The organism is Streptomyces sp. NPDC041108 (assembly GCF_055592645.1).
The window spans coordinates 108,907-128,225 of sequence record NZ_JBVIYK010000012.1 but is presented as its reverse complement, the minus strand read 5'-3'; the positions used below and the strand labels follow the sequence as shown (position 1 = coordinate 128,225).

At 71.2% G+C, this 19,319-nt stretch carries 25 protein-coding genes; 15 read left to right on the top strand and 10 right to left on the bottom strand.

Going from position 1 to position 19,319, the window contains the following annotated elements; genetic code table 11:
- Nucleotides 1-4: 4 nt before the first annotated feature.
- The 8 genes from lepB (at nucleotide 5) to ACZ6BB_RS29665 (ending at nucleotide 6,914) form a co-directional block, all read left to right on the top strand.
- Entirely contained in the window at nucleotides 5-751 is a 747-nt protein-coding gene (gene lepB, locus ACZ6BB_RS29700; RefSeq protein ID WP_471618214.1) for a signal peptidase I, read from the top strand.
- On the top strand, nucleotides 741-1,256 hold the full coding sequence (locus tag ACZ6BB_RS29695; protein WP_275455886.1) for an NUDIX hydrolase: 516 nt from the start codon (nucleotides 741-743) through the stop codon (nucleotides 1,254-1,256). Before lepB ends, ACZ6BB_RS29695 begins: the two co-directional genes overlap by 11 nt.
- Nucleotides 1,257-1,312: 56 nt before the next feature.
- Complete coding sequence (locus ACZ6BB_RS29690) at nucleotides 1,313-1,621, top strand: DUF2469 domain-containing protein (RefSeq protein ID WP_005311352.1); 309 nt, start codon at nucleotides 1,313-1,315, stop codon at nucleotides 1,619-1,621.
- Nucleotides 1,622-1,892: 271 nt separating this feature from the next.
- The gene (locus tag ACZ6BB_RS29685) at nucleotides 1,893-2,258 is read left to right on the top strand and encodes a YraN family protein (RefSeq protein WP_471618213.1); all 366 of its coding nucleotides are present in this window, start codon (nucleotides 1,893-1,895) and stop codon (nucleotides 2,256-2,258) included.
- Nucleotides 2,258-3,880: a YifB family Mg chelatase-like AAA ATPase gene (locus tag ACZ6BB_RS29680; protein ID WP_471618212.1), complete on the top strand. Its 1,623-nt coding sequence runs from the start codon at nucleotides 2,258-2,260 to the stop codon at nucleotides 3,878-3,880. The genes ACZ6BB_RS29685 and ACZ6BB_RS29680 overlap by 1 nt, the downstream gene beginning before the upstream one ends.
- 34 nt (nucleotides 3,881-3,914) lie before the next feature.
- Entirely contained in the window at nucleotides 3,915-5,072 is a 1,158-nt protein-coding gene (gene dprA / locus ACZ6BB_RS29675; RefSeq protein ID WP_471618211.1) for a DNA-processing protein DprA, read from the top strand.
- A 273-nt stretch (nucleotides 5,073-5,345) separates the two neighbouring features.
- Nucleotides 5,346-6,182: an RNA polymerase sigma factor WhiG gene (gene whiG / locus ACZ6BB_RS29670; RefSeq protein WP_471618210.1), complete on the top strand. Its 837-nt coding sequence runs from the start codon at nucleotides 5,346-5,348 to the stop codon at nucleotides 6,180-6,182.
- A 174-nt stretch (nucleotides 6,183-6,356) separates the two neighbouring features.
- Nucleotides 6,357-6,914: a TetR/AcrR family transcriptional regulator gene (locus tag ACZ6BB_RS29665; RefSeq protein ID WP_471618319.1), complete on the top strand. Its 558-nt coding sequence runs from the start codon at nucleotides 6,357-6,359 to the stop codon at nucleotides 6,912-6,914.
- A gap of 375 nt (nucleotides 6,915-7,289) precedes the next feature.
- Here ACZ6BB_RS29665 and ACZ6BB_RS29660 read toward each other — a convergent pair whose 3' ends face one another.
- Entirely contained in the window at nucleotides 7,290-7,898 is a 609-nt protein-coding gene (locus tag ACZ6BB_RS29660; RefSeq protein WP_471618209.1) for a peptidoglycan DD-metalloendopeptidase family protein, read from the bottom strand.
- A 283-nt stretch (nucleotides 7,899-8,181) separates the two neighbouring features.
- Between ACZ6BB_RS29660 and rpsB the strand changes: the two genes are divergently transcribed.
- From rpsB to ACZ6BB_RS29625, 7 genes are all read left to right on the top strand, one after another.
- Nucleotides 8,182-9,105, top strand: a complete 924-nt coding sequence (gene rpsB, locus ACZ6BB_RS29655; RefSeq protein WP_471618208.1) for a 30S ribosomal protein S2 — start codon at nucleotides 8,182-8,184, stop codon at nucleotides 9,103-9,105.
- A 159-nt stretch (nucleotides 9,106-9,264) separates the two neighbouring features.
- On the top strand, nucleotides 9,265-10,101 hold the full coding sequence (gene tsf, locus ACZ6BB_RS29650) for a translation elongation factor Ts (RefSeq protein WP_471618207.1): 837 nt from the start codon (nucleotides 9,265-9,267) through the stop codon (nucleotides 10,099-10,101).
- A 195-nt stretch (nucleotides 10,102-10,296) separates the two neighbouring features.
- A complete protein-coding gene (gene pyrH / locus ACZ6BB_RS29645; protein ID WP_013000392.1) occupies nucleotides 10,297-11,058 on the top strand; it encodes a UMP kinase in 762 nt (253 codons plus the stop codon).
- Nucleotides 11,059-11,213: 155 nt separating this feature from the next.
- A complete protein-coding gene (frr, locus tag ACZ6BB_RS29640) occupies nucleotides 11,214-11,771 on the top strand; it encodes a ribosome recycling factor (RefSeq protein ID WP_033526942.1) in 558 nt (185 codons plus the stop codon).
- The gene (locus ACZ6BB_RS29635; RefSeq protein ID WP_471618206.1) at nucleotides 11,771-12,898 is read left to right on the top strand and encodes a phosphatidate cytidylyltransferase; all 1,128 of its coding nucleotides are present in this window, start codon (nucleotides 11,771-11,773) and stop codon (nucleotides 12,896-12,898) included. The genes frr and ACZ6BB_RS29635 overlap by 1 nt, the downstream gene beginning before the upstream one ends.
- A 188-nt stretch (nucleotides 12,899-13,086) precedes the next feature.
- Nucleotides 13,087-13,530, top strand: a complete 444-nt coding sequence (locus ACZ6BB_RS29630; RefSeq protein ID WP_471618205.1) for a hypothetical protein — start codon at nucleotides 13,087-13,089, stop codon at nucleotides 13,528-13,530.
- Between the two features lie 2 nt (nucleotides 13,531-13,532).
- The gene (locus tag ACZ6BB_RS29625; protein WP_471618204.1) at nucleotides 13,533-13,973 is read left to right on the top strand and encodes a hypothetical protein; all 441 of its coding nucleotides are present in this window, start codon (nucleotides 13,533-13,535) and stop codon (nucleotides 13,971-13,973) included.
- A 236-nt stretch (nucleotides 13,974-14,209) separates the two neighbouring features.
- Here ACZ6BB_RS29625 and ACZ6BB_RS29620 read toward each other — a convergent pair whose 3' ends face one another.
- The 9 genes from ACZ6BB_RS29620 to ACZ6BB_RS29580 all read right to left on the bottom strand — a co-directional run bounded on the left by ACZ6BB_RS29620 (nucleotide 14,210) and on the right by ACZ6BB_RS29580 (nucleotide 19,315).
- Nucleotides 14,210-15,445, bottom strand: coding sequence for a tyrosine-type recombinase/integrase (locus tag ACZ6BB_RS29620; RefSeq protein WP_471618203.1), 1,236 nt, complete (start codon nucleotides 15,443-15,445; stop codon nucleotides 14,210-14,212).
- Nucleotides 15,445-15,642, bottom strand: coding sequence for a helix-turn-helix transcriptional regulator (locus tag ACZ6BB_RS29615; RefSeq protein ID WP_184899872.1), 198 nt, complete (start codon nucleotides 15,640-15,642; stop codon nucleotides 15,445-15,447). Before ACZ6BB_RS29615 ends, ACZ6BB_RS29620 begins: the two co-directional genes overlap by 1 nt.
- 2 nt (nucleotides 15,643-15,644) lie before the next feature.
- Entirely contained in the window at nucleotides 15,645-17,021 is a 1,377-nt protein-coding gene (repSA, locus tag ACZ6BB_RS29610; RefSeq protein WP_471618202.1) for a replication initiator protein RepSA, read from the bottom strand.
- Entirely contained in the window at nucleotides 17,014-17,199 is a 186-nt protein-coding gene (locus tag ACZ6BB_RS29605; RefSeq protein WP_471618201.1) for a hypothetical protein, read from the bottom strand. The genes repSA and ACZ6BB_RS29605 overlap by 8 nt, the downstream gene beginning before the upstream one ends.
- A gap of 85 nt (nucleotides 17,200-17,284) precedes the next feature.
- Entirely contained in the window at nucleotides 17,285-17,836 is a 552-nt protein-coding gene (locus ACZ6BB_RS29600; RefSeq protein ID WP_471618200.1) for a GGDEF domain-containing protein, read from the bottom strand.
- A 92-nt stretch (nucleotides 17,837-17,928) separates the two neighbouring features.
- Complete coding sequence (locus ACZ6BB_RS29595; protein WP_471618199.1) at nucleotides 17,929-18,234, bottom strand: SpdD-like protein; 306 nt, start codon at nucleotides 18,232-18,234, stop codon at nucleotides 17,929-17,931.
- Between the two features lie 12 nt (nucleotides 18,235-18,246).
- Nucleotides 18,247-18,402, bottom strand: a complete 156-nt coding sequence (locus tag ACZ6BB_RS29590; protein ID WP_471618198.1) for a hypothetical protein — start codon at nucleotides 18,400-18,402, stop codon at nucleotides 18,247-18,249.
- Between the two features lie 13 nt (nucleotides 18,403-18,415).
- Nucleotides 18,416-18,607 (bottom strand): mobile element transfer protein, encoded by a 192-nt coding sequence (locus ACZ6BB_RS29585; RefSeq protein ID WP_046704488.1) that lies wholly within the window; start codon nucleotides 18,605-18,607, stop codon nucleotides 18,416-18,418.
- A 21-nt stretch (nucleotides 18,608-18,628) separates the two neighbouring features.
- On the bottom strand, nucleotides 18,629-19,315 hold the full coding sequence (locus ACZ6BB_RS29580) for a DUF2637 domain-containing protein (RefSeq protein ID WP_471618197.1): 687 nt from the start codon (nucleotides 19,313-19,315) through the stop codon (nucleotides 18,629-18,631).
- Nucleotides 19,316-19,319: the final 4 nt, after the last annotated feature.

Below are 19,319 nucleotides of genomic sequence, written 5' to 3'. Positions count from 1 at the left end.
TGGGATGAGCGGGACGGCACGTCGTACGGACGAGGGCCACGGACGGCTCGGCAGCAAGCTGTCGGGACTGGCCGTGGCCCTCGGCTGTGTGCTCTTCATGGGCGGCTTCGTCTGGGGAGCGATCCTCTACGCGCCCTACACCGTGCCCACCGACTCCATGTCTCCCACCATCACCTCCGGGGACCGCATCCTCGCCGAGCGGGTGGACGGCGCCGAGATCAAGCGCGGAGACGTGGTCGTCTTCCGACAGGAGACCTGGGGCAACACCCCCATGGTCAAGCGGGTCGTCGCGGTCGGCGGGGACACGGTCGCCTGCTGCACCGACGGCAAGCTGACCGTCAACGGCAAGAAGATCGACGAGGGCTATCTGCCCCCGGGCGAGGACGCCGAGCTGACCGGCATCCCCGAGATCGCCGTCCCCAAGGGCCGGCTGTTCCTCCTCGGCGACGAGCGCAGCGGCTCCCTGGACTCCACCGCCCACCTCACGGAGGCCGGCAACGGCACCGTGCCGCGCGACCATGTGGACGCGCGCGTGGACGCCGTCGTGTGGCCCATGGAGGGCATGCTGGCCCGCCCCACGGGCTTCGAGAAGCTCGGCGCGCTCTCCTCTCCCGGCCCGCTGCGGCTGATCACCGCCGCGCTGGTGGTGGGTATGGCGCTGGTCCTGGGCGGCGGGGCCTACGGGCCCGTCGCCAAGCGGCTCGGCGGCCGCCGCCGCCAGGCGCAGTCGGAGCCGGCCGTTGTCGGCTGAGGACACGTACGAGGGCGGGCTGCGCCGGGTGGCCCGGGTGATCCTGCTGGACCCCCGGGAGCGCATCCTGCTGCTGCACGGGCACGAGCCGGACGATCCGGCCGACGACTGGTGGTTCACGCCCGGTGGCGGCGTGGAGGGCACGGAGACCCGCGAGGAGGCCGCTCTGCGGGAACTCGTGGAGGAGACCGGGATCACGGACGTGGAGCTGGGGCCCGTGCTCTGGCGGCGCCGGTGCTCCTTCCCCTTCGCCGGACGGCGCTGGGACCAGGACGAGTGGTACTACCTGGCCAGGACCACCGATACGCGCCCGGTGGTGCCCCTCGACGCGGGCCTCACGGAGCTGGAACGACGCAGTGTCGCCGGAGCGCGCTGGTGGACGTGCGGGGAACTGGCCCGGGCGCATGAGACGGTGTACCCGACCAGACTCGCCGAACTGCTTCGCACACTGCTCGACGAGGGTCCCCCGGCCAGACCCGTGGTCCTCGACACCGAAATCGTCTAGAGGCTCGCGGGACTGGCGCACAATGGTGGGATCGCACGGCTGAAGGGGAACATGCCATGAGCGCCGAGGACCTCGAGAAGTACGAGACCGAGATGGAGCTGAAGCTCTACCGGGAGTACCGCGATGTCGTCGGTCTGTTCAAATACGTGATCGAGACCGAGCGGCGTTTCTACCTGACCAATGACTACGAGATGCAGGTGCACTCGGTCCAGGGTGAGGTGTTCTTCGAGGTGTCGATGGCGGACGCCTGGGTGTGGGACATGTACCGGCCGGCCCGGTTCGTGAAGCAGGTACGCGTGCTCACGTTCAAGGACGTGAACATCGAGGAGCTGAACAAGAGCGATCTGGAGCTGCCGGGCAGCTGATGGGTGCTCGGGGTGGCGGCCTGTGGGACGGTCGGCGGGGCGACGGGCCGGCGGCTTCGGGTACGTCGGTGGCGGTCCGTGGGCGGTGGTCTGCGGGGCGACGGGTCTGCGGGGCGACGACGGCTCTGCGGCGCGGTGGTCGAGATGTGGCACGGAGGCGGGGGTCGTCATTCGTGTGGGTGATGGAGTTATCCACAATCGGTCGTCTGTCCACCAAGATCAACTAGCGGGCTGAGCTGCCCTCAGTGTTGGCGCCGGAGGTGGTGCCGACATGAACAGGGCACGGGGTGCACTCGGCAGGTACGGCGAGGAGCTGGCCGCGCGGCGGCTGGCCGAGGCCGGGATGACGGTCCTGGAGCGCAACTGGCGCTGCGGCAGGACCGGTGAGATCGACATCGTGGCCCGCGACGGGGACGCGCTGGTCGTCTGCGAGGTGAAGACCCGCAGGGCCGGCCCCTTCGAGCACCCGATGGCGGCCGTCACGGCCGCCAAGGCGCGCCGGCTGCGCGGCCTCGCCGAACGCTGGCTCCAGGAGCACGGAGGGAGCCCACCGGGCGGCGTCCGCATCGACGTCGTCGGTGTCGTCCTCCCCGACCGCGGCGCCGCCGTCGTGGAACACGTGCGGGGGGTGGCGTGATGGGATTCGCCCGCACCTGCTCCGTGGCCCTCGTGGGGGTCGAGGGCGTCGTCGTCGAGGTGCAGGCCGACCTGGAACCGGGCGTGGCGGCCTTCACGCTGGTGGGGCTGCCGGACAAGAGCCTGACGGAGAGCAGGGACCGGGTCAGGGCCGCGGTGGTCAACTCGGGCGCCGAGTGGCCGCAGAAGAAGCTGACGGTGGGACTCAGTCCCGCCTCCGTCCCGAAGGCCGGCAGCGGGTTCGACCTCGCCGTCGCCTGCGCGGTCCTCGGAGCCTCCGAGCGGATCGACCCGCGGGTGCTCTCCGACATCGTGATGATCGGAGAGCTGGGGCTCGACGGCCGGGTCAGGCCGGTCCGGGGCATCCTGCCCGCCGTGCTGGCCGCCGCCGAGGCCGGATACGAGCAGGTGGTGGTGCCGGAGTGCGCCGCCCCGGAAGCCTCGCTGGTGCCCGGCGTCTCGGTCCTGGGCGTGCGCACCCTGCGGCAGCTGATCGCCGTGCTGGCGGACGAGCCGGTGCCGGACGAGGAACCCGACGAGGGCCGCCCGGACCCCCTCCTGGCGGGCCTCCGGCTGCCCGGCACCGGGGCTGCCACCGGGATGCACACCACGGGAGCCGCGCAGCAGGACCTGGGCCATGACCTTGCCGACGTCGTCGGCCAGCTCGCGGCGCGGACCGCCGTGGAGGTGTCGGCGGCGGGCGGGCACCACCTCTTCCTGGAGGGCCCGCCGGGCGCGGGCAAGACGATGCTCGCCGAGCGCCTGCCGGCGATCCTGCCCAAGCTGGCCAGGGCGGAGTCGCTGGAGGTCACGGCCGTCCACTCGATCGCCGGTCTGCTGCCGGTGGGGAAGCCGCTGGTGGACGTGGCGCCGTACTGCGCCCCGCACCACTCGGCCACGATGCAGGCCCTCGTGGGTGGTGGCCAGGGCATCGCACGGCCGGGTGCGGTCTCCCTGGCCCACCGTGGCGTCCTCTTCCTCGACGAGACCCCCGAGTTCGGCAGCCAGGCCCTGGACGCCCTGCGCCAGCCGCTGGAGGCGGGGCAGGTCGTGATCGCACGGAGCGCCGGAGTGGTCCGCTTCCCGGCGAAGTTCCTGATGGTCCTGGCCGCGAACCCCTGTCCCTGTGGCCGCTTCTCCAAGACGGACGACCTGTGCGAGTGTCCGCCCGCGTCGATCCGCCGCTACCAGGCACGGCTCTCCGGCCCGCTGTTGGACCGGGTCGACCTGCGGGTCGAGATCGACCGGGTCACCCGGTCCGAACTCACGCGACGCGGGGCCCGGGGCGAGTCGACGGCGACCGTGGCCGATCGCGTGCGCGCGGCCAGGGAACGGGCGGCCGCACGTCTGCTCGGGACGCCCTGGCGCACGAACAGCGAGGTACCGGGGCGTGAACTGCGCAGCCGGTGGCACGCCACCCCGGGCGCGATGGACGAGGCCGAGCGCTGCCTGGAGCGTGGGGTGCTGACCGCGCGGGGCCTGGACCGGGTGCTCCGTGTCGCCTGGACCGTCGCCGACCTCGTCGGCCACGACCGCCCGGACGCGACGGACGTCAACCTGGCCCTGCAACTGCGCACCGGAGTCCCGCGCGGTGTGCCGATGGCGATCGGGGCACTGGCATGAGGGCCGCGCAGCGGGCCTCGTCGGCGGGGGAGTCATGAGCATGGGCGCGTCGGACGCCGAGCGGCGCGACCGGGCCTTCCTGGCCCGCGTCCTCGAACCCGGGGACGAACTCGGTGGGCGATGGCTGCGGGAGTTCGGGGCGAGTGAGGTGGCCCGCAGGATCTCGGCCGGCGGGCGACCGCTGCCGGACGCCTCGGAGAAGCGGTGGGCGGGACTGTGCGCCCGCTCCGGCCGCGCCGACCCCGAGGGGGACCTGGTCACCGCGCGGGAGTGCGGAGTCCGGTTCCTCGTGCCCGGGGACGCCGAGTGGCCCGGCCAGCTCGACGACCTCGGGGACGGGCGTCCCGTGGGGCTGTGGGTGCGGGGCAGGGCCCATGTGCGGATGTGGGCGCTGCGGTCCGTGGCCGTGGTCGGGGCGCGGGCGTGTACGGAGTACGGGGCCCACATGGCGGCCGCGCTGGGGGCCGGGCTGGCCGAGCGCGGGTGGGTGGTGGTGTCCGGCGGCGCGTACGGCGTGGACGGGGCCGCGCACCGAGGGGCGCTCGGGGCCGGCGGTGCGACGGTCGCCGTGCTGGCCTGCGGGGTGGACCGGCCCTACCCCAGGGGGCATGTGCAGCTGATCACCAGGATCGCCGAACAGGGCCTGGTGGTGGGGGAGTTGCCGCCGGGTGCACATCCGACGCCGAGCCGGTTCATCCTGCGCAATCGCGTCATCGCCGCCCTCACCCGGGGGACCGTGGTGGTGGAGGCGGCCTGTCGCAGCGGTGCCCTGGTCACGGCGCGGGCGGCGCAGCGGTTGGGCCGGTTCACGATGGGGGTGCCGGGCCCCGCGACCTCGGCCCTGTCCACAGGAGTGCACGAACTGCTGAGGAGCGACGCGGTGCTCGTGTCCGACGCCGCCGAAGTCGTCGAGCTGGTGGGTGACATGGGAGAGCTGGCGCCCGACCGGCGGGGGCCCGTGCTCCCCCGGGACCTGCTGGAACCCGGCGCGCGGCAGGTGCTCGCCGCACTGCCGGGACGAGGTCCCGCTGCCGCCGACGAGATCGCCCGGGACGCGGGCACGACCGTGGACGACACGGTCGGGAGACTGTACGAACTCCGCGCACTCGGATACGTCGAACGACACGGCGACGGCTGGAAGTTGACACGCCAGGCGATGATCTCCGTCTCACCGGATCGGAGGCGGAGTTGACCGAGGGGGGTTCGGCCGTCCGGGGGAACGCCGACAGCCTTGCGGTTTCCGGCAGTTGGCGGGCCTCTCCGGTCACGCAGCGCGATCGCCCGGGCTCGGCACGTCGTCCAGCAAAACGTATCTGCGCATCGGTGATCACCCGTCCTTCGCACACTGCGACTCCCCAGTCACGCTACGCTCACGAGGATTCCGACTCAGGACAGGCAACTCGGCATCGGACCGACAGCTCACCCAGACATCCCCAGTTCACGGCAGAACGGCACAAGGCGACGAATGCCCCAGCACACCTCCGGGTCTGACCGGGCGGCGGTACCCGCCGCCGCTCGCGGCACCGTGCGCCCGCCCGCCCCCTCGACACTCGACGAGCTGTGGCGGACGTACAAGACGAGCGGCGACGAGCGGCTGCGCGAGCAGTTGATCCTGCACTACTCGCCGCTGGTGAAGTACGTCGCGGGACGGGTGAGCGTCGGGCTGCCGGCCAACGTCGAGCAGGCCGACTTCGTCTCCTCCGGGGTCTTCGGGCTCATCGACGCGATCGAGAAGTTCGACATCGACCGAGAGATCAAGTTCGAGACGTACGCGATCACCCGGATCCGTGGCGCCATGATCGACGAGCTGCGCGCGCTGGACTGGATCCCGCGGTCGGTGCGGCAGAAGGCGCGCAACGTCGAGCGGGCCTACGCCACTCTGGAGTCCCGGCTCAGACGCACCCCGAGCGAGGGGGAGGTCGCCGCCGAGATGGGGATCGCGGTCGACGAACTGCACTCGGTGTTCAGTCAGTTGTCGCTGGCCAACGTGGTGGCGCTGGAGGAGCTGCTGCATGCCGGGGGCGAGGGCGGTGACCGGCTGAGCCTGATGGACACGCTGGAGGACACCGCCGCGGACAACCCGGTCGAGGTCGCCGAGGACCGCGAGCTGCGCCGCTTCCTGGCACGGGCCATCAACACGCTGCCGGAGCGGGAGAAGACCGTCGTCACGCTGTACTACTACGAGGGACTCACCCTCGCCGAGATCGGGAACGTGCTGGGGGTCACCGAGAGCCGGGTGAGCCAGATCCACACGAAGTCGGTGCTGCAGCTGAGGGCGAAGCTGGCGAGTTTCGGCCGTTGACCCGGGCGGGCCCGGCCCGCCACCGCCGGCCCGCCACCGCCGGCCGATGCCGGCGGCCCGCAGCCGCGGGTGGGGGTGGCCGGTACCGCGGCGGGCCGGGCCGGGGGAAGACACTCCCGTGCGCGGCGGTCCGTCCGTAGAGTGGTCGATGTGCCAAGGATTCGAGCGGCCTCCGTGGCCGAGCACCGGTCGATGCAGCGAGCCGCCCTGCTGGACGCGGCGCGCTGCCTGCTGTCCGAGGGCGGGACGGAAGCGCTGACGTTCCCGGCGCTCGCCGAGCGCACGGGACTGGCGCGGTCGTCCGTGTACGAGTACTTCCGGTCACGGGCCGCCGTGGTCGAGGAACTGTGCGAGGCAGACTTTCCCGTCTGGGCGGCGGAGGTCGAGGCGGCGATGGCCGCGGTCGAGCGGCCCGAGGGCAAGGTCGAGGCGTACGTCCGCAAGCAGTTGGAGCTGGTCGGGGACCGGCGGCACCGCGCGGTGGTCGCGATCTCGGCGAGCGAACTGGACGCCGGGGCACGGGAGAAGATCCGGGCCGCGCACGGCGGGCTCGTCGCGATGATCGTGGAGGCGCTGGCGGCGCTCGGGCAGCAGGAGCCCCGGCTGGCCGCGATGCTGTTGCAGGGGGTCGTGGACGCGGCTGTGCGGCGTATCGAACTGGGGGCTGCCGAGGACCCCTCCGCGATCACCGAGGCGGCCGTGGGGATGGCTCTGCGGGGTGTGCGGGGCTGAACCCCCGTGGTGCGGCGCGCCCTCCGGCGCCGACCCGACCATCGCGTCGGGCGCCGCGGGCGATCGGTTCGCGGGGGCGGCGTCTGCGGGGTGCCGCCTGGCCGGTCGGCGCCCGCCTGTGCGCCCGCTTCGGCGGCCATGATCGTTGGGCGGTCGGGCGGTCTGGCAGCACCGGGCAGTCGGGCAGCACCGGGCAGTCGGGCGTGGCGCATCGCTTCCCGTAGCCATGGGCGGCGGTGCGCGTGCTTCGCGGGTATGGCGGCGCACGGATCCCTGGAGCCGAGGGCGGTTACAGGCCCTGCCGTCCCGCCGTCTCGCGTCCCGCTGTCCCGCCGTCACCGACCGCGCGCCTCTGGAGACGGCGGCAGGGCGGCCCTACCGGGACACCGGCAGGAGGCGGGACGGGCCCCGGCGCAGCAGCCACGGTGGCAGCAGTGACAAGGGGTCCAGGTAGGTCTCGCCTCTGCGCAGGCCCCAGTGGAGGCAGGCCGTCGGGCAGTGGGAGGGAGCCGGTTCCAGGGTCCCGAGGAGGGCGCCCGCGGTCACCTCGTCGCCCTTCCTCACCGCGGTCAGGACCGGTTCGTAGGTCGTGCGCAGAGGCGGGTCGCCGGTGCCGGTCAGTTCGACCGTGACGACGCCCCGGCCCGCCACCCGCCCCGCGAATGCGACGCGGCCCGCCGCCACCGCCCGGACCGGGGAGCCCGTCGGGGCGGACAGGTCGACGCCTCGATGGCCCCGCGCGTAGGGGGTGGGCGGCGGCTCCCAGGCGCGGACCACCGGGGGGCGCAGGCCCACCGGCCAGGCGCGGCCGACCACGGGGACGGACTCCCCGGGAACCGGCGGCGCCGGGGCGGCGCGCGGTGCCGTCGTCCAGGCCGTGGCCAGGAGGGCCGTCGTCAGACACAGCAGCAGGGCGGCCCACACACGCGTGGGCCGGAAGACCGTTCGCGCGCGGGTCGTCTCGTGGGTCATCTCGTCGGACATGGGGGAAGCGTCCCGTGCGGCGGGTGATCATGGCCGGGATCTGTGGAGTACCGGCCGGTTGTGGATATCGGCGTCACCCGGGGCCTCGCGGGTCCCGTACACTTCTGGTGGCGATCCGGGTCACCGGGTCGACTTCGCACGCCCCGGTACGAGGTCCGTCAGATTCGTCGGACGGTCCGTATCAGCGCCCCTCGGTCCTTCGTGGCAACGGCGCAACGCGGGCGTCAGGCGCGGGAGCCGTCCGGTTCCCGCGGCACAACCGAGCAAATCAAGGAGAACGGCCATGGCCGTCGTCACGATGCGGGAGCTGCTGGAGAGCGGCGTCCACTTCGGTCACCAGACCCGTCGCTGGAACCCGAAGATGAAGCGCTTCATCTTCACCGAGCGCAACGGCATCTACATCATCGACCTGCTCCAGTCGCTGTCGTACATCGACCGCGCCTACGAGTTCGTCAAGGAGACCGTCGCCCACGGCGGCACGGTCATGTTCGTCGGCACGAAGAAGCAGGCGCAGGAGGCGATCGCCGAGCAGGCGACCCGCGTCGGCATGCCCTACGTCAACCAGCGCTGGCTGGGCGGCATGCTCACCAACTTCTCGACCGTCTACAAGCGTCTGCAGCGCCTCAAGGAGCTCGAGCAGATCGACTTCGAGGACGTCGCCGCGTCGGGTCTCACCAAGAAGGAGCTTCTCGTGCTCTCGCGCGAGAAGGCCAAGCTGGAGAAGACCCTCGGTGGTATCCGCGAGATGCAGAAGGTGCCCAGCGCCGTCTGGATCGTGGACACCAAGAAGGAGCACATCGCGGTCGGCGAGGCCCGGAAGCTCAACATCCCGGTCGTCGCCATCCTCGACACCAACTGCGACCCCGACGAGGTCGACTACAAGATCCCGGGCAACGACGACGCGATCCGCTCCGTCACGCTGCTCACCCGTGTGATCGCCGACGCGGTCGCCGAGGGCCTCATCTCCCGCTCCCGGGTCGCCACCGAGGGCAAGGGCGACAAGGCCGCCGCCGAGCCGCTGGCCGCGTGGGAGCGCGACCTGCTCGAGGGCGAGAAGAAGGCCGACGAGGCTCCGGCCGCTGCTGAGGCTCCGGCTGCCGCCGAGGCCCCTGCCGAGGCTCCGGCCGAGGCCGCCGCCGAGGCTCCCGCCGCCGAGGAGGCCCCGGCCGCCGCCGAGGCTCCCGCCGCGGACGCCGAGCAGGCCTGACCTTCACGGTCGTAGCGCTGTAGGGACGACGGCGGGTGGCGCCGAGCGCGCCACCCGCCGTTCACCCACAGCCCGTAGATCTTCGGCGGGCGCCCGCCCTACGAGCGGCGGCGGACGCCGACTTCGAGACTTCGAACTCCGAGAAGAGATTCACAGATCATGGCGAACTACACCGCCGCCGACGTCAAGAAGCTCCGTGAGCTCACCGGCGCCGGCATGATGGACTGCAAGAAGGCCCTGGACGAGGCCGATGGCAGCGTCGACAAGGCCGTCGAGGCTCTGCGCATCAAGGGCCAGAAGGGCGTCGCCAAGCGCGAGGGCCGCTCCGCCGAGAACGGCGCCGTGGTCTCCCTCATCGCCGACGACAACACCTCCGGTGTCCTGGTCGAGCTGAAGTGCGAGACGGACTTCGTCGCCAAGGGCGAGAAGTTCCAGGCCGCCGCCTCCGCGATCGCCGAGCACGTCGCCAAGACCTCCCCGGCCGACCTGGAGACCCTGCTCGCCTCCGAGATCGAGGCCGGCAAGACCGTCCAGGCGTACGTCGACGAGGCCAACGCCAACCTCGGCGAGAAGATCGTCCTCGACCGCTTCGCGCAGTACGCCGACGGTTTCGTCTTCGCCTACATGCACCGCACCATGCCCGACCTGCCCCCGCAGATCGGTGTCCTGGTCGAGCTGGACAAGGCCGACGCCGCCGTCGCCAAGGGTGTCGCCCAGCACATCGCCGCCTTCGCGCCGAAGTACCTCTCCAAGGAGGACGTGCCGGCCGAGGTCGTCGAGTCCGAGCGCCGCGTCGCCGAGGAGACCACCCGCGCCGAGGGCAAGCCCGAGGCCGCCCTGCCGAAGATCGTCGAGGGTCGCCTCAACGGCTTCTTCAAGGACGCCACGCTGCTCGGCCAGCCGTACGCGCTGGACAACAAGAAGTCGGTCCAGAAGGTCCTGGACGAGGCCGGTGTCACCCTGAAGCGCTTCACGCGCATCAAGGTCGGCATCTGAGTCCGTTGCGCGACGGGCACCCGGCCCCGATAGGGTCGAGTGCAGTCGTTCGCGTACGCCGCCCCGTGCGCGCGTGACGCGATACGGACGACAGCAGATCTGACGAGGAGGCCATTGCCGAGCATGGGATGCGAACACCACCCCACCGGCAGTGGCCTTCTTCGTATGTGCGACACGTGAAGAGGCGAGATCTCCATGACCACCAAGCCCGAGAAGAGCGACGTACGCAAAGCGGACCGCGGACGGTTCATGCTGAAGCTGTCCGGAGAGGCGTTCTCCGGGGGCGGTGGCCTCGGCGTCGACCCCGACGTGGTGCACGCGATCGCCCGTGAGATCGCGGCCGTCGTCCGCGACGGCGCGGAGATCGCGGTCGTGATCGGCGGCGGAAACTTCTTCCGCGGCGCCGAACTGCAGCAGCGCGGCATGGACCGGGCCCGCTCCGACTACATGGGCATGCTCGGCACGGTCATGAACTGCCTCGCCCTCCAGGACTTCCTGGAGAAGGAGGGCATCGACAGCCGCGTCCAGACCGCCATCACCATGGGCCAGGTCGCCGAGCCGTACATCCCGCTGCGCGCCGTGCGCCACCTGGAGAAGGGCCGTGTGGTCATCTTCGGCGCCGGTATGGGCATGCCCTACTTCTCCACCGACACCACCGCCGCTCAGCGCGCCCTGGAGATCGACGCCGAGGCGCTGCTGATGGGCAAGAACGGCGTGGACGGGGTCTACGACTCCGACCCCAAGACCAACCCGGACGCGGTCAAGTTCGACTCCCTCGGCTACGGCGAGGTCATCACCCGCGAACTGAAGGTCGCCGACGCCACCGCGATCACGCTCTGCCGAGACAACAAGCTCCCGATCCTCGTGTTCGAGCTTCTCAAGGAGGGCAATATCGCGCGGGCCGTCAAGGGTGAGAAGATCGGCACTCTCGTGGGTGATCAGGGAAGCCGGGCCTGACCGGGTCCTTCCCCTGCCCGGGGGGCGGAGCCTGACCGGGGGATGGACAATGTCCTGCCGGTCGGGAACCGTGCAGGAACAAGACGCGACGCAGCCGGCCGCCGACCAGACCAAGTACAGCTGCCGGGCCTACTCAAGACACGCAGGAGCAAGTGGTGATCGAAGAGACCCTCCTCGAGGCCGAGGAGAAGATGGAGAAGGCCGTCGTCGTCGCCAAGGACGACTTCGCCGCGATCCGCACCGGTCGTGCGCACCCGGCGATGTTCAACAAGATCGTGGCCGACTACTACGGTGCGCTGACGCCGATCAACCAGCTGGCCTCGTTCTCGGTGCCGGAGCCGCGCATGGCCGTGGTGACCCCGTTCGACAAGACCGCTCTGCGCAACATCGAACAGGCGATCCGCGACTCCGACCTCGGCGTCAACCCGAGCAACGACGGCAACATCATCCGGGTGGTGTTCCCCGAGCTGACCGAGGAGCGCCGCCGCGAGTACATCAAGGTCGCCAAGAGCAAGGCGGAGGACTCCAAGGTGTCCATCCGCTCGGTCCGGCGCAAGGCCAAGGACGCGATCGACAAGCTCGTCAAGGACGGCGAGGTCGGCGAGGACGAGGGCCGTCGTGCGGAGAAGGAGCTCGACGACACCACGGCGAAGTACGTCGCCCAGGTGGACGAGCTGCTCAAGCACAAGGAAGCGGAGCTCCTCGAGGTCTGATGAACGACTCTTCCTGGGGAGCGCCGCCACAAGCCGGGTACTGGGCGCCGACCGACCGGGGACCTGTCCAGGGGCATGCCCCGGCGGGTCCCCCGTACGATGCGGCCGAGAGCCGGCATCCGATGCAGACTCAGCCCATGCCCATCGTGCCCGACGTACCCGCGCAGGGCGGGAACCAGGACGACGACCGGGGGGCGGCTCGGCAGGCCGGCCCCCCGTTCCGTGACGAGACGCCGTCGGCGCACCCCTACGGGGAGGCGCCGCAGAAGCCGGAGCCCATGCCCGACGCCCCGCAGCCCGCCCCGCCGAAGAAGAGCGCGGGCCGAGACCTGGGCGCCGCCATAGGAGTCGGCGTCGGCCTCGGCGTGGTCATCGTCGCGTCGCTGTTCATCGTCAAGGCGGCCTTCGTCGGCGTGGTAACGGTCGCCGTCGTGGTGGGGCTGTGGGAGCTCACCTCACGTCTGCAGGAACGCAAGGGCATCAAGGCGCCCCTCGTGCCGCTCGCGGTCGGCGGGGCCGCCATGGTCGTCGCCGGGTACGTCCGCGGGCCCGAGGGCGCCTGGGTGGCCATGGCGCTCACCGCGCTCGCCGTCCTCGTCTGGCGGATGACGGAGCCGCCGGAGAACTACCTCAAGGACGTCACGGCAGGGGTCTTCGCTGCCTTCTACGTGCCGTTCCTGGCCACGTTCGTCGCGCTCATGCTCACGGCCGACGACGGGGCGCAGCGGGTCATGGTGTTCCTGCTGCTGACCGTCGTCAGCGACACGGGCGCGTACGCCGTCGGCTGGCGCTTCGGCACGCACAAGCTGGCGCCGCGCATCAGCCCCGGCAAGACCCGCGAGGGGCTGCTCGGCGCCGTCGCCTTCGCGATGGTGGCGGGCGCGCTGCTCATGGAGTTCGTCATCGACGGCGGAGCCTGGTGGCAGGGCCTGCTCCTCGGCCTCGCCGTCGCGGCCAGCGCCACGCTGGGCGACCTCGGCGAGTCCATGATCAAGCGGGACCTCGGCATCAAGGACATGGGCACGCTGCTGCCGGGCCACGGCGGCATCATGGACCGCCTTGACTCCCTCCTGCCGACGGCTCCGGTGGTGTGGCTGCTGCTGGTGCTGTTCGTGGGGTCCGGCTGACCGAGACTTCGTAGGTCGCCGACGTGCCGTCACCCGATGAGGCCCGCTGTCCGAGAGACAGCGGGCCTCATCCGTGTCCGGACGTTTCTCGCCCCAGATGACTGAAAATGCCCTCAAGGTTCTGGCCTGAGCATTGCAGTATGTGTGAGTCCCAAGATCAAGTGCAGAACGACAACGGGAGGGCACAGATGCGGACACGTATGCAGGCCAGGGCGGGAGCGTTCGCGGGCGCACTGGCCGTCGTGGCCACCACGATGGTGGCCGGGGCGGGCCCGGCGGCCGCCGAGGACAGCTTCAGCTTCAGCTACGCCGACATCACCGGTTCCAAGGACTACGTCATCACCGTCAACAACAACACCTGGAGCGAGGCCGCGGGTCACGGCATCTGGCGGGCCGACCCGAGCGGGGGCTCCACCGGTGACACGCTGATCGCCGACGACATCCTGCCGGACGGGTACGGCATCGAGGCCCACCTCAGCGACGGCCGTATCGCGACCACGCGCGGGCACAGCGCCAACTACTCCGACGAGACCTCCGGCAACCTCACCGAGGGCACCACCTGGCAGCTGTGGGTGTGCGTGGTGAAGGGCTCCTTCTCGAAGTGCTCCGCGAAGATCGGCGTCAAGGCCTGATCGTGAGCACCCATACGAAGGCACGGCTCGGCGCGCTCGCCGCGACGCTGGCCGTCGCGACCACGACGGTGGTCGGCGGGGCCGGCACGGCGACGGCCGCCGACAGCTTCAGCTTCGGCTACTCGACGAACACCTCGGGCGACGCCGTCATCTCGGTCAGGAACAACACCTGGGGCGAATCGGCGGGAAACGCCACCTGGCAGAAGGACCCCAGCGGCGGTGAGCCGGGTGACGCCCTGAGCGCCTACGACGTCCTCGCGGACGGCTACGGCATCGAGGCCCACCTCAGCACCGGCCGCGTCGCGACCACGCGCGGCCACGCCTCTCCCTACGCGGTGACCGTCACGGGCGACCTGCCCGAGGACACCGGGTACACGATGTGGGTGTGCGTGGTGAAGGGCGACTTCTCGAAGTGCTCGGAGAGGTACACGGTCCGCTCCTGACCCGACCCTCGTGCCTGCGACCCACCCCGGGCCGCAGGCACGTCCGCCGCCGGGCGTCACGGTTCGCCCTGCGGACCGTACCCGGCGCGCCGGGTCACTCCCGTGGATCTGCGACACTGGGTGGGTTATGCCTGCACCCGGAGAACTGATGTACGCCGGGTACGAAGAAGCCCCCCACCAGCGATGTTCTCGCCAGTAGGGGGCTGTCTTGTGCCCGCTGGGCCGTCTCTGGGCCGTCAGGGCTCCTGGGCCGTGTTGAAGACGCCATCCAGGGCCCGGCGGGCACGCTCGCTGCTGGTGGGCATCAGGTGGGCGTACACGCGCAGCGTCATCGCCGGGTCGGAGTGGCCGAGGTACTCGCTCACGGCCTTGATGCTCTCGCCCGCGTCCAGGAGGACCGAGGCGTAGAAGTGACGCAGGGCATGCATTCCGTGGTGGCGGGCGGACGCGTGCCGCTTGCCGGGTTCGGGGGACGGGATAAGGCCGGCGGCGGCCAGGGCGCGCTTCCACTCGTAGGCGTTGAAGTTGCTGCGCCAGACGACCCCGTCGGCTGTGTTGGTGAAGATCAGACGCCGTTCGGTGAGCGGGCCGTCCGGTCGCATCCACGGCAGCTTGATCGCCACGGGCGGGTGACTCTTCATGTGCTGACGCAGGGCGGAGGCGACCGAGGAGGGGAGCGGTACGTCCCGCTCCTTGTTGCCCTTGGGGGGAGCGAAGACGGCGACGCCCCGGATGAGCTTGACCTGAGTGGTGACCCGAAGGGTGTCGCTGTCGAGCTGCAAGGTGTCTTCGGCCAACCCGATGATCTCGCCCTGACGAAGGCCGCAGCCGCTGCCGACGTCGACCATGGCTCGGTAGCGTTCGGGCAGGGCATCGCGGACCGCACGCACCTGGGAGGGGAGCCAGGGCGCGACCCGGGCGGAGGAGACAGCGGGCGGGCGGACCGACGCGGCCGAGCAAGGGTTCCGGGCGAGGTGGCCGTCATCCACGGCGGCCGAGAGCACCGCGCGGACGTTGGCGTAGATGTTGCGGGCGTAAGTGCCGCCGATGGAGTCATTCTCCAGGTCGCGCACGAACTCGCGGATGTGGACCGGTCGGAAAGATCCGAGAGGGCGCGCCCCGAGTCGCGGGAAGGCGTGCAGCCGAAGACGGTACTCCGTTCCGATGCGTGTATTGAGGTCGGTCGTCAGCCCGGCGAGCCAGCGTTCCGCGTACTGCTGGAAGGTCATCCGGGCAGCCTTGGGGTCGACGTACTGACCACGGGACATGTCGGCTGCAGTCTCGGCCAACCACTCTTCGGCGCGACGCTTCTGGCGGTCGGGGAAGGACTTGCTCTTCTCGGTGCCGTCCGGTCCGACGTACCGGGCCCGGTAGCGGAGTCCGTTCCCGTAGCGGTCGGTCTTGACCTTGATCGGCTTGCCGTTCGGACCCGATTCGGTCTTGTACCAGCGGTCTTGGATGTGGCCAGCCATCAGGCAGCCTCCCCAAGCTGGGAATCCACCCAGGCCCGTATGTCGCTCGGGTCGAAGCGAAGGTGCCGGCCGACTCGGAAGCCGCGGGGGCCAGTGCGCTTGCGACGCCACTGGTAGACCGTCTCGACGCTGGGAAGTTCGAACATCTCGACCAGGTCCTCGGGAGTCAGGAACCGGTTCGGCAGCTCTGCGGCCATGGTCAGCACTCCCTTTCGTCGGCGAGCTGGTCGCGTAGGGCTTCGCGGGCGGTTTCGCGGTTGAGTTGGAGGTCGCGGGCGATGGTGGCGGCGAGGGCGGATTCGCCGGGGGTGTGGCCGTGTCCGGCGTATTGCCAGTCGGCGAGGACGAGGACGGTGTCCGGTTCGCGGTCGTCCAGGCCGAGGGCTTCGCGCTCTTGGGTGGCGCGGTAGTCGGCGCGTGTCTGGCGGAGGGCGCCGAGGGTGGTGGAGTAGCGGCGGGATTTGGAGGAGAAGTGGCCGCGGAAGCCGAGCATGTGAGCCCAGGCCCACAGACGGCGGTCGGGGTACAGGGGGTCGAGCCGCTTGCAGGCTTCGATGAGGCGGCGGGTGTGGTCGGGGACGTGATGGCGGTCGAGTTCGGAGAGTTCGCCGATGCGGCGGTCGAGGGTGCCCGTGTTCTCGGCCGCCTTGGTGGCGTACTTGGCGACGTAGGAGGCGACGGCCTGTTCGGTGATGTCGGAGCCGTCGCCGAAGGCTTTGACGGGGCGTACGTCGAGCTGGGTGCCCCAGCGGAAGGTGCGAGCGGGCTGGTCGTCGGCGGCGGGGACCGAGACCGAGGTGTAGGAGTGCGCGGCGGCGTCGCGGATCGCATCAGCGAGGAGACCGACCGTTGCCCAGGACGGCGGTGGGGTGTCGGGGCCTTCGGGGCCGTCGATGCGGATCACGGCGTGGAAGTGCAGGGCGCCGCGTTTCTGGAACTCTGCGACCTTGCCGTACGACAGGCGGGCCGCTTCCTTGAGTTCTCGCTGTGTCAGGCCCGCGCGGGCGGCGACCTCGCGGCGGAGCCGGTTGGTGAAGCGCTGCCACAGCTGGCCCGCGTGGTTGTTGAAGAGGACGGCGCCCGCGTAGTCGTAGGTGGCCGGGTCAAGGGCGGTGCCGAGGACGGGATCGTCGGCGGAGTGGTGGGTGCCGCAGCGGCAGGCGCCACGGTCGGGGCGGTTGTGGACGCGGCCGAAGGAGGGGGCGGTGAAGGTGGCGAAGACGCGTGGGTGGTCGCGGACGGTGGCGGGGATGTCGCGGCGGTCGTCACCAGCGAGGCCCGCGCGGATGAGGTGGTAGGTGTCGCCCGCGTAGGTCCAGGCGCAGGAGGGGCAGCGGGAGGCACGGCGGTTTCCGCAGGCGAGGCGGAGGCGTCCGCCCGGCTCGTTCTCGGTGGAGTAGTGGTGCAGCGTCTCCCCGGTGACCTTGTCCTTGGCGATCGTCCAGCCGGTGAGGTGGATGGGGTCGGCGCAGCCGCCGGTGCGGCGGATCTGCTCGTGCCAGCGGTCGTAGTCGGACGCCGAAGCCACCCTCAGCAGGTCGCCGAGGGTGGTCGGGTCGAGCAGCAGGTCAGGCACGGGCGCCCTCCCGAGTGCTGCGGGTGCGGGCGGTGCCGGTGCCCTGGCAAGCGGGGCAGTGCGCGGTGACGGTGCGCAGGTAGCCGCGGGCGTCACGGCCTCCGAGAGTGATAGCGACGGAGGCGAAGCCGTCGCAGGCCGGGCAGATCCTCAGCGGGTGCGGGGCGTGGTGGGCCATGATGATGGTTCCTTTCGATTGCGGTTGGAAGGAACGGCCCCGGGTGGCGGCGTGCTTGGCGGCTTGTGCGCCACCCGGTGGCCGGTTAGCGAGAGGCGCGGGAACCGCGACGGCCACGGCCTTTCGCGGCGTACATGGCCGCGTCAGCGGCGGCGAGCGCGTCGGTCAAGGTCGGCACCGGAAGCTCGGCGATGGGGCAGACACCGACCGAGGCGGCCAGCGGCAGCGGGATGCCGTCGCAGAGCAGCGGCCGGTGGAGTGCCGCGGTGAGCGCGTCGAGATCGACAGCGGCCAACTCCCGTACGACCGCGACGAATTCGTCTCCGCCCAGGCGGCCAGCGGTGCCGTTGCGTCCGCACCATGTGTGTAGCCGGACGGCGGTCTCGGCGAGCGCGGCGTCCCCGGCGGCGTGGCCGTAGGTGTCGTTAAGGGTCTTGAAGTGGTCGAGGTCGACCAGGAGGACGGCCGCGCGCGGGTGCCGGCGGATGAGGTCTTCGGCGCGGGCGGTCCATCCGGCACGGGTGTGCAGTCCTGTGAGGGGGTCGCGGCGGGCGGAGGCGAGGCGGCGGGCGAGGATGCCGCCGTGCACAGCCCAGCCGAGTAACGGCAGGATGCTTGCGGCTATGTGCACGTCCATGGCGTTCTCCTTGGCGATGGCGGTTGACGGACGGAACGCGGTCCCAGAGGCGGCGGCGTGCTTGGCGGCTTGTGCGTCGCCCCCGGGTCCGTTCAGCGGCGGTGCGGGGAGGAGACGAGCGAGCGGATGACCAAGGCGCAGATGGCGACCGAGGCGGCCGTGACGGCGACCGCGAGGAGCATGGAGACGAGGACGGTGCCGACGACCAGGACCACGGCGGTGCCGCCACCGACCAGGGCGAGCACGGACCCAGGGGTGAGCTGCACCGTGGGCCGGGACGACGGAGCCGGAACAGTCGGGGTGGGGGTGTGCTGGATGACGGTGGTCGGCTCGACGACGGCGGGCGGGGAGGCGAGCCCGGTCGGGGTGGGCATGGTGGGAATCTTCGGGCGGAACATCAGCGGATCTCCCTACTTGATCGTGGTGTCGATGACGGGGGCGAGGAGGCTGTCGGCGATGAGGTAGCCGCCGAGGAGGAGGACCAGGACCAGCCAGAGGGGCGGGCGGATGAGCTTGATGCCGAGGTAGCCGATGGCGGCGAGGGCGAACCAGAGCGGGACTTCCATGGGTGGTGGCCTCCTATCGGGCGGTGCAGCGGTGGGTGCGGGCGGCGAGCTGGGCGGCGGTCTGGCTGGAGTAGTCGGCGGACCAGCCGCAGCGGTCGTTGGTGCACACGGCGGCGTGCTTGGTGCGGCCGTTGCGGTCGCGGTGGGTGCCGATCTGCACGGGGCCGATCCGCATGACGGAGTGGAAGTGATCGCGGGCAGGCATGTCGGTGGTTGTCCCTTCGGGTCAGGCGAGTTGGGCGGCGATGGCGTCGGCCAGCTGCGGCGGGACGCCGAGGCGGGCGCGCAGGGTGTCGGTGTCGATCGGCGATCCGGTCCGGGCCTGGTGGTCGTTGGCGACCTTGCGGGCGTGGTCGACCAGCGCGGCCGGGACCGGCGGAGCGGTGACCGCGGGCGGAGCCGGGACGGGCTCGGGTGCGGGAAGGGCCGGAGTTTCCTCGACCGCAGGCGGCAGGGAGGTCGAGGCGTCCAACTTCGGTGCTTCGGTGTCCGGTTCGGGGTCGGGGTCGGGGTCGAGGTGGAGCGGGGGTGCCGGCGGATCCGGTGCCCGGTCTTCGGCGGAGTGGGCGAGGAGGGTGCCGCCCATGAAGGCCAGTGCGGGCCAGGCGGCGACGAGGATGCGGAGCCAGGCGGGGACGTTGTCGAGGTCGAGGAGTCCGGCGGTGGCGACGTTGGCGCCGAGGGAGGCCACGAGCGCTATCACGAACCAGCACCAGGCCAGCCGGGACGGGCCGTCGGTGCGCAGGCGTCGCCAGGCGGCGACCAGGAGCAGGTCAACTGAGACCGGGTAGGCCCAGGCTTTCCAGCCGTCCTGTCCGGCAGCGGCGGCGAGGTCGTGCAGGTGGGCGAAGGACAGCGCCCCGGCAATGACCGCCTGGACGAGCACGGCGTCGATGCGCAGTCGCGAGGCCATCACG

What these genes read in the sequence shown, in the direction of transcription:
- ACZ6BB_RS29635 (WP_471618206.1), top strand. Translation starts at nt 11,771, where the DNA reads ATGAACGACTCTTCCTGGGGAGCGCCGCCACAAGCCGGGTACTGGGCG.
- ACZ6BB_RS29620 (WP_471618203.1), bottom strand. Translation starts at nt 15,445, where the DNA reads ATGGCTGGCCACATCCAAGACCGCTGGTACAAGACCGAATCGGGTCCG.
- whiG (WP_471618210.1), top strand. Translation starts at nt 5,346, where the DNA reads ATGCCCCAGCACACCTCCGGGTCTGACCGGGCGGCGGTACCCGCCGCC.
- dprA (WP_471618211.1), top strand. Translation starts at nt 3,915, where the DNA reads ATGAGCATGGGCGCGTCGGACGCCGAGCGGCGCGACCGGGCCTTCCTG.
- ACZ6BB_RS29605 (WP_471618201.1), bottom strand. Translation starts at nt 17,199, where the DNA reads ATGGCCCACCACGCCCCGCACCCGCTGAGGATCTGCCCGGCCTGCGAC.
- ACZ6BB_RS29660 (WP_471618209.1), bottom strand. Translation starts at nt 7,898, where the DNA reads ATGTCCGACGAGATGACCCACGAGACGACCCGCGCGCGAACGGTCTTC.
- ACZ6BB_RS29680 (WP_471618212.1), top strand. Translation starts at nt 2,258, where the DNA reads ATGGGATTCGCCCGCACCTGCTCCGTGGCCCTCGTGGGGGTCGAGGGC.
- ACZ6BB_RS29615 (WP_184899872.1), bottom strand. Translation starts at nt 15,642, where the DNA reads ATGGCCGCAGAGCTGCCGAACCGGTTCCTGACTCCCGAGGACCTGGTC.
- ACZ6BB_RS29630 (WP_471618205.1), top strand. Translation starts at nt 13,087, where the DNA reads ATGCGGACACGTATGCAGGCCAGGGCGGGAGCGTTCGCGGGCGCACTG.
- pyrH (WP_013000392.1), top strand. Translation starts at nt 10,297, where the DNA reads ATGACCACCAAGCCCGAGAAGAGCGACGTACGCAAAGCGGACCGCGGA.
- ACZ6BB_RS29685 (WP_471618213.1), top strand. Translation starts at nt 1,893, where the DNA reads ATGAACAGGGCACGGGGTGCACTCGGCAGGTACGGCGAGGAGCTGGCC.
- ACZ6BB_RS29580 (WP_471618197.1), bottom strand. Translation starts at nt 19,315, where the DNA reads ATGGCCTCGCGACTGCGCATCGACGCCGTGCTCGTCCAGGCGGTCATT.
- tsf (WP_471618207.1), top strand. Translation starts at nt 9,265, where the DNA reads ATGGCGAACTACACCGCCGCCGACGTCAAGAAGCTCCGTGAGCTCACC.
- rpsB (WP_471618208.1), top strand. Translation starts at nt 8,182, where the DNA reads ATGGCCGTCGTCACGATGCGGGAGCTGCTGGAGAGCGGCGTCCACTTC.
- ACZ6BB_RS29595 (WP_471618199.1), bottom strand. Translation starts at nt 18,234, where the DNA reads ATGTTCCGCCCGAAGATTCCCACCATGCCCACCCCGACCGGGCTCGCC.
- lepB (WP_471618214.1), top strand. Translation starts at nt 5, where the DNA reads ATGAGCGGGACGGCACGTCGTACGGACGAGGGCCACGGACGGCTCGGC.
- ACZ6BB_RS29585 (WP_046704488.1), bottom strand. Translation starts at nt 18,607, where the DNA reads ATGCCTGCCCGCGATCACTTCCACTCCGTCATGCGGATCGGCCCCGTG.
- ACZ6BB_RS29590 (WP_471618198.1), bottom strand. Translation starts at nt 18,402, where the DNA reads ATGGAAGTCCCGCTCTGGTTCGCCCTCGCCGCCATCGGCTACCTCGGC.
- ACZ6BB_RS29690 (WP_005311352.1), top strand. Translation starts at nt 1,313, where the DNA reads ATGAGCGCCGAGGACCTCGAGAAGTACGAGACCGAGATGGAGCTGAAG.
- ACZ6BB_RS29600 (WP_471618200.1), bottom strand. Translation starts at nt 17,836, where the DNA reads ATGGACGTGCACATAGCCGCAAGCATCCTGCCGTTACTCGGCTGGGCT.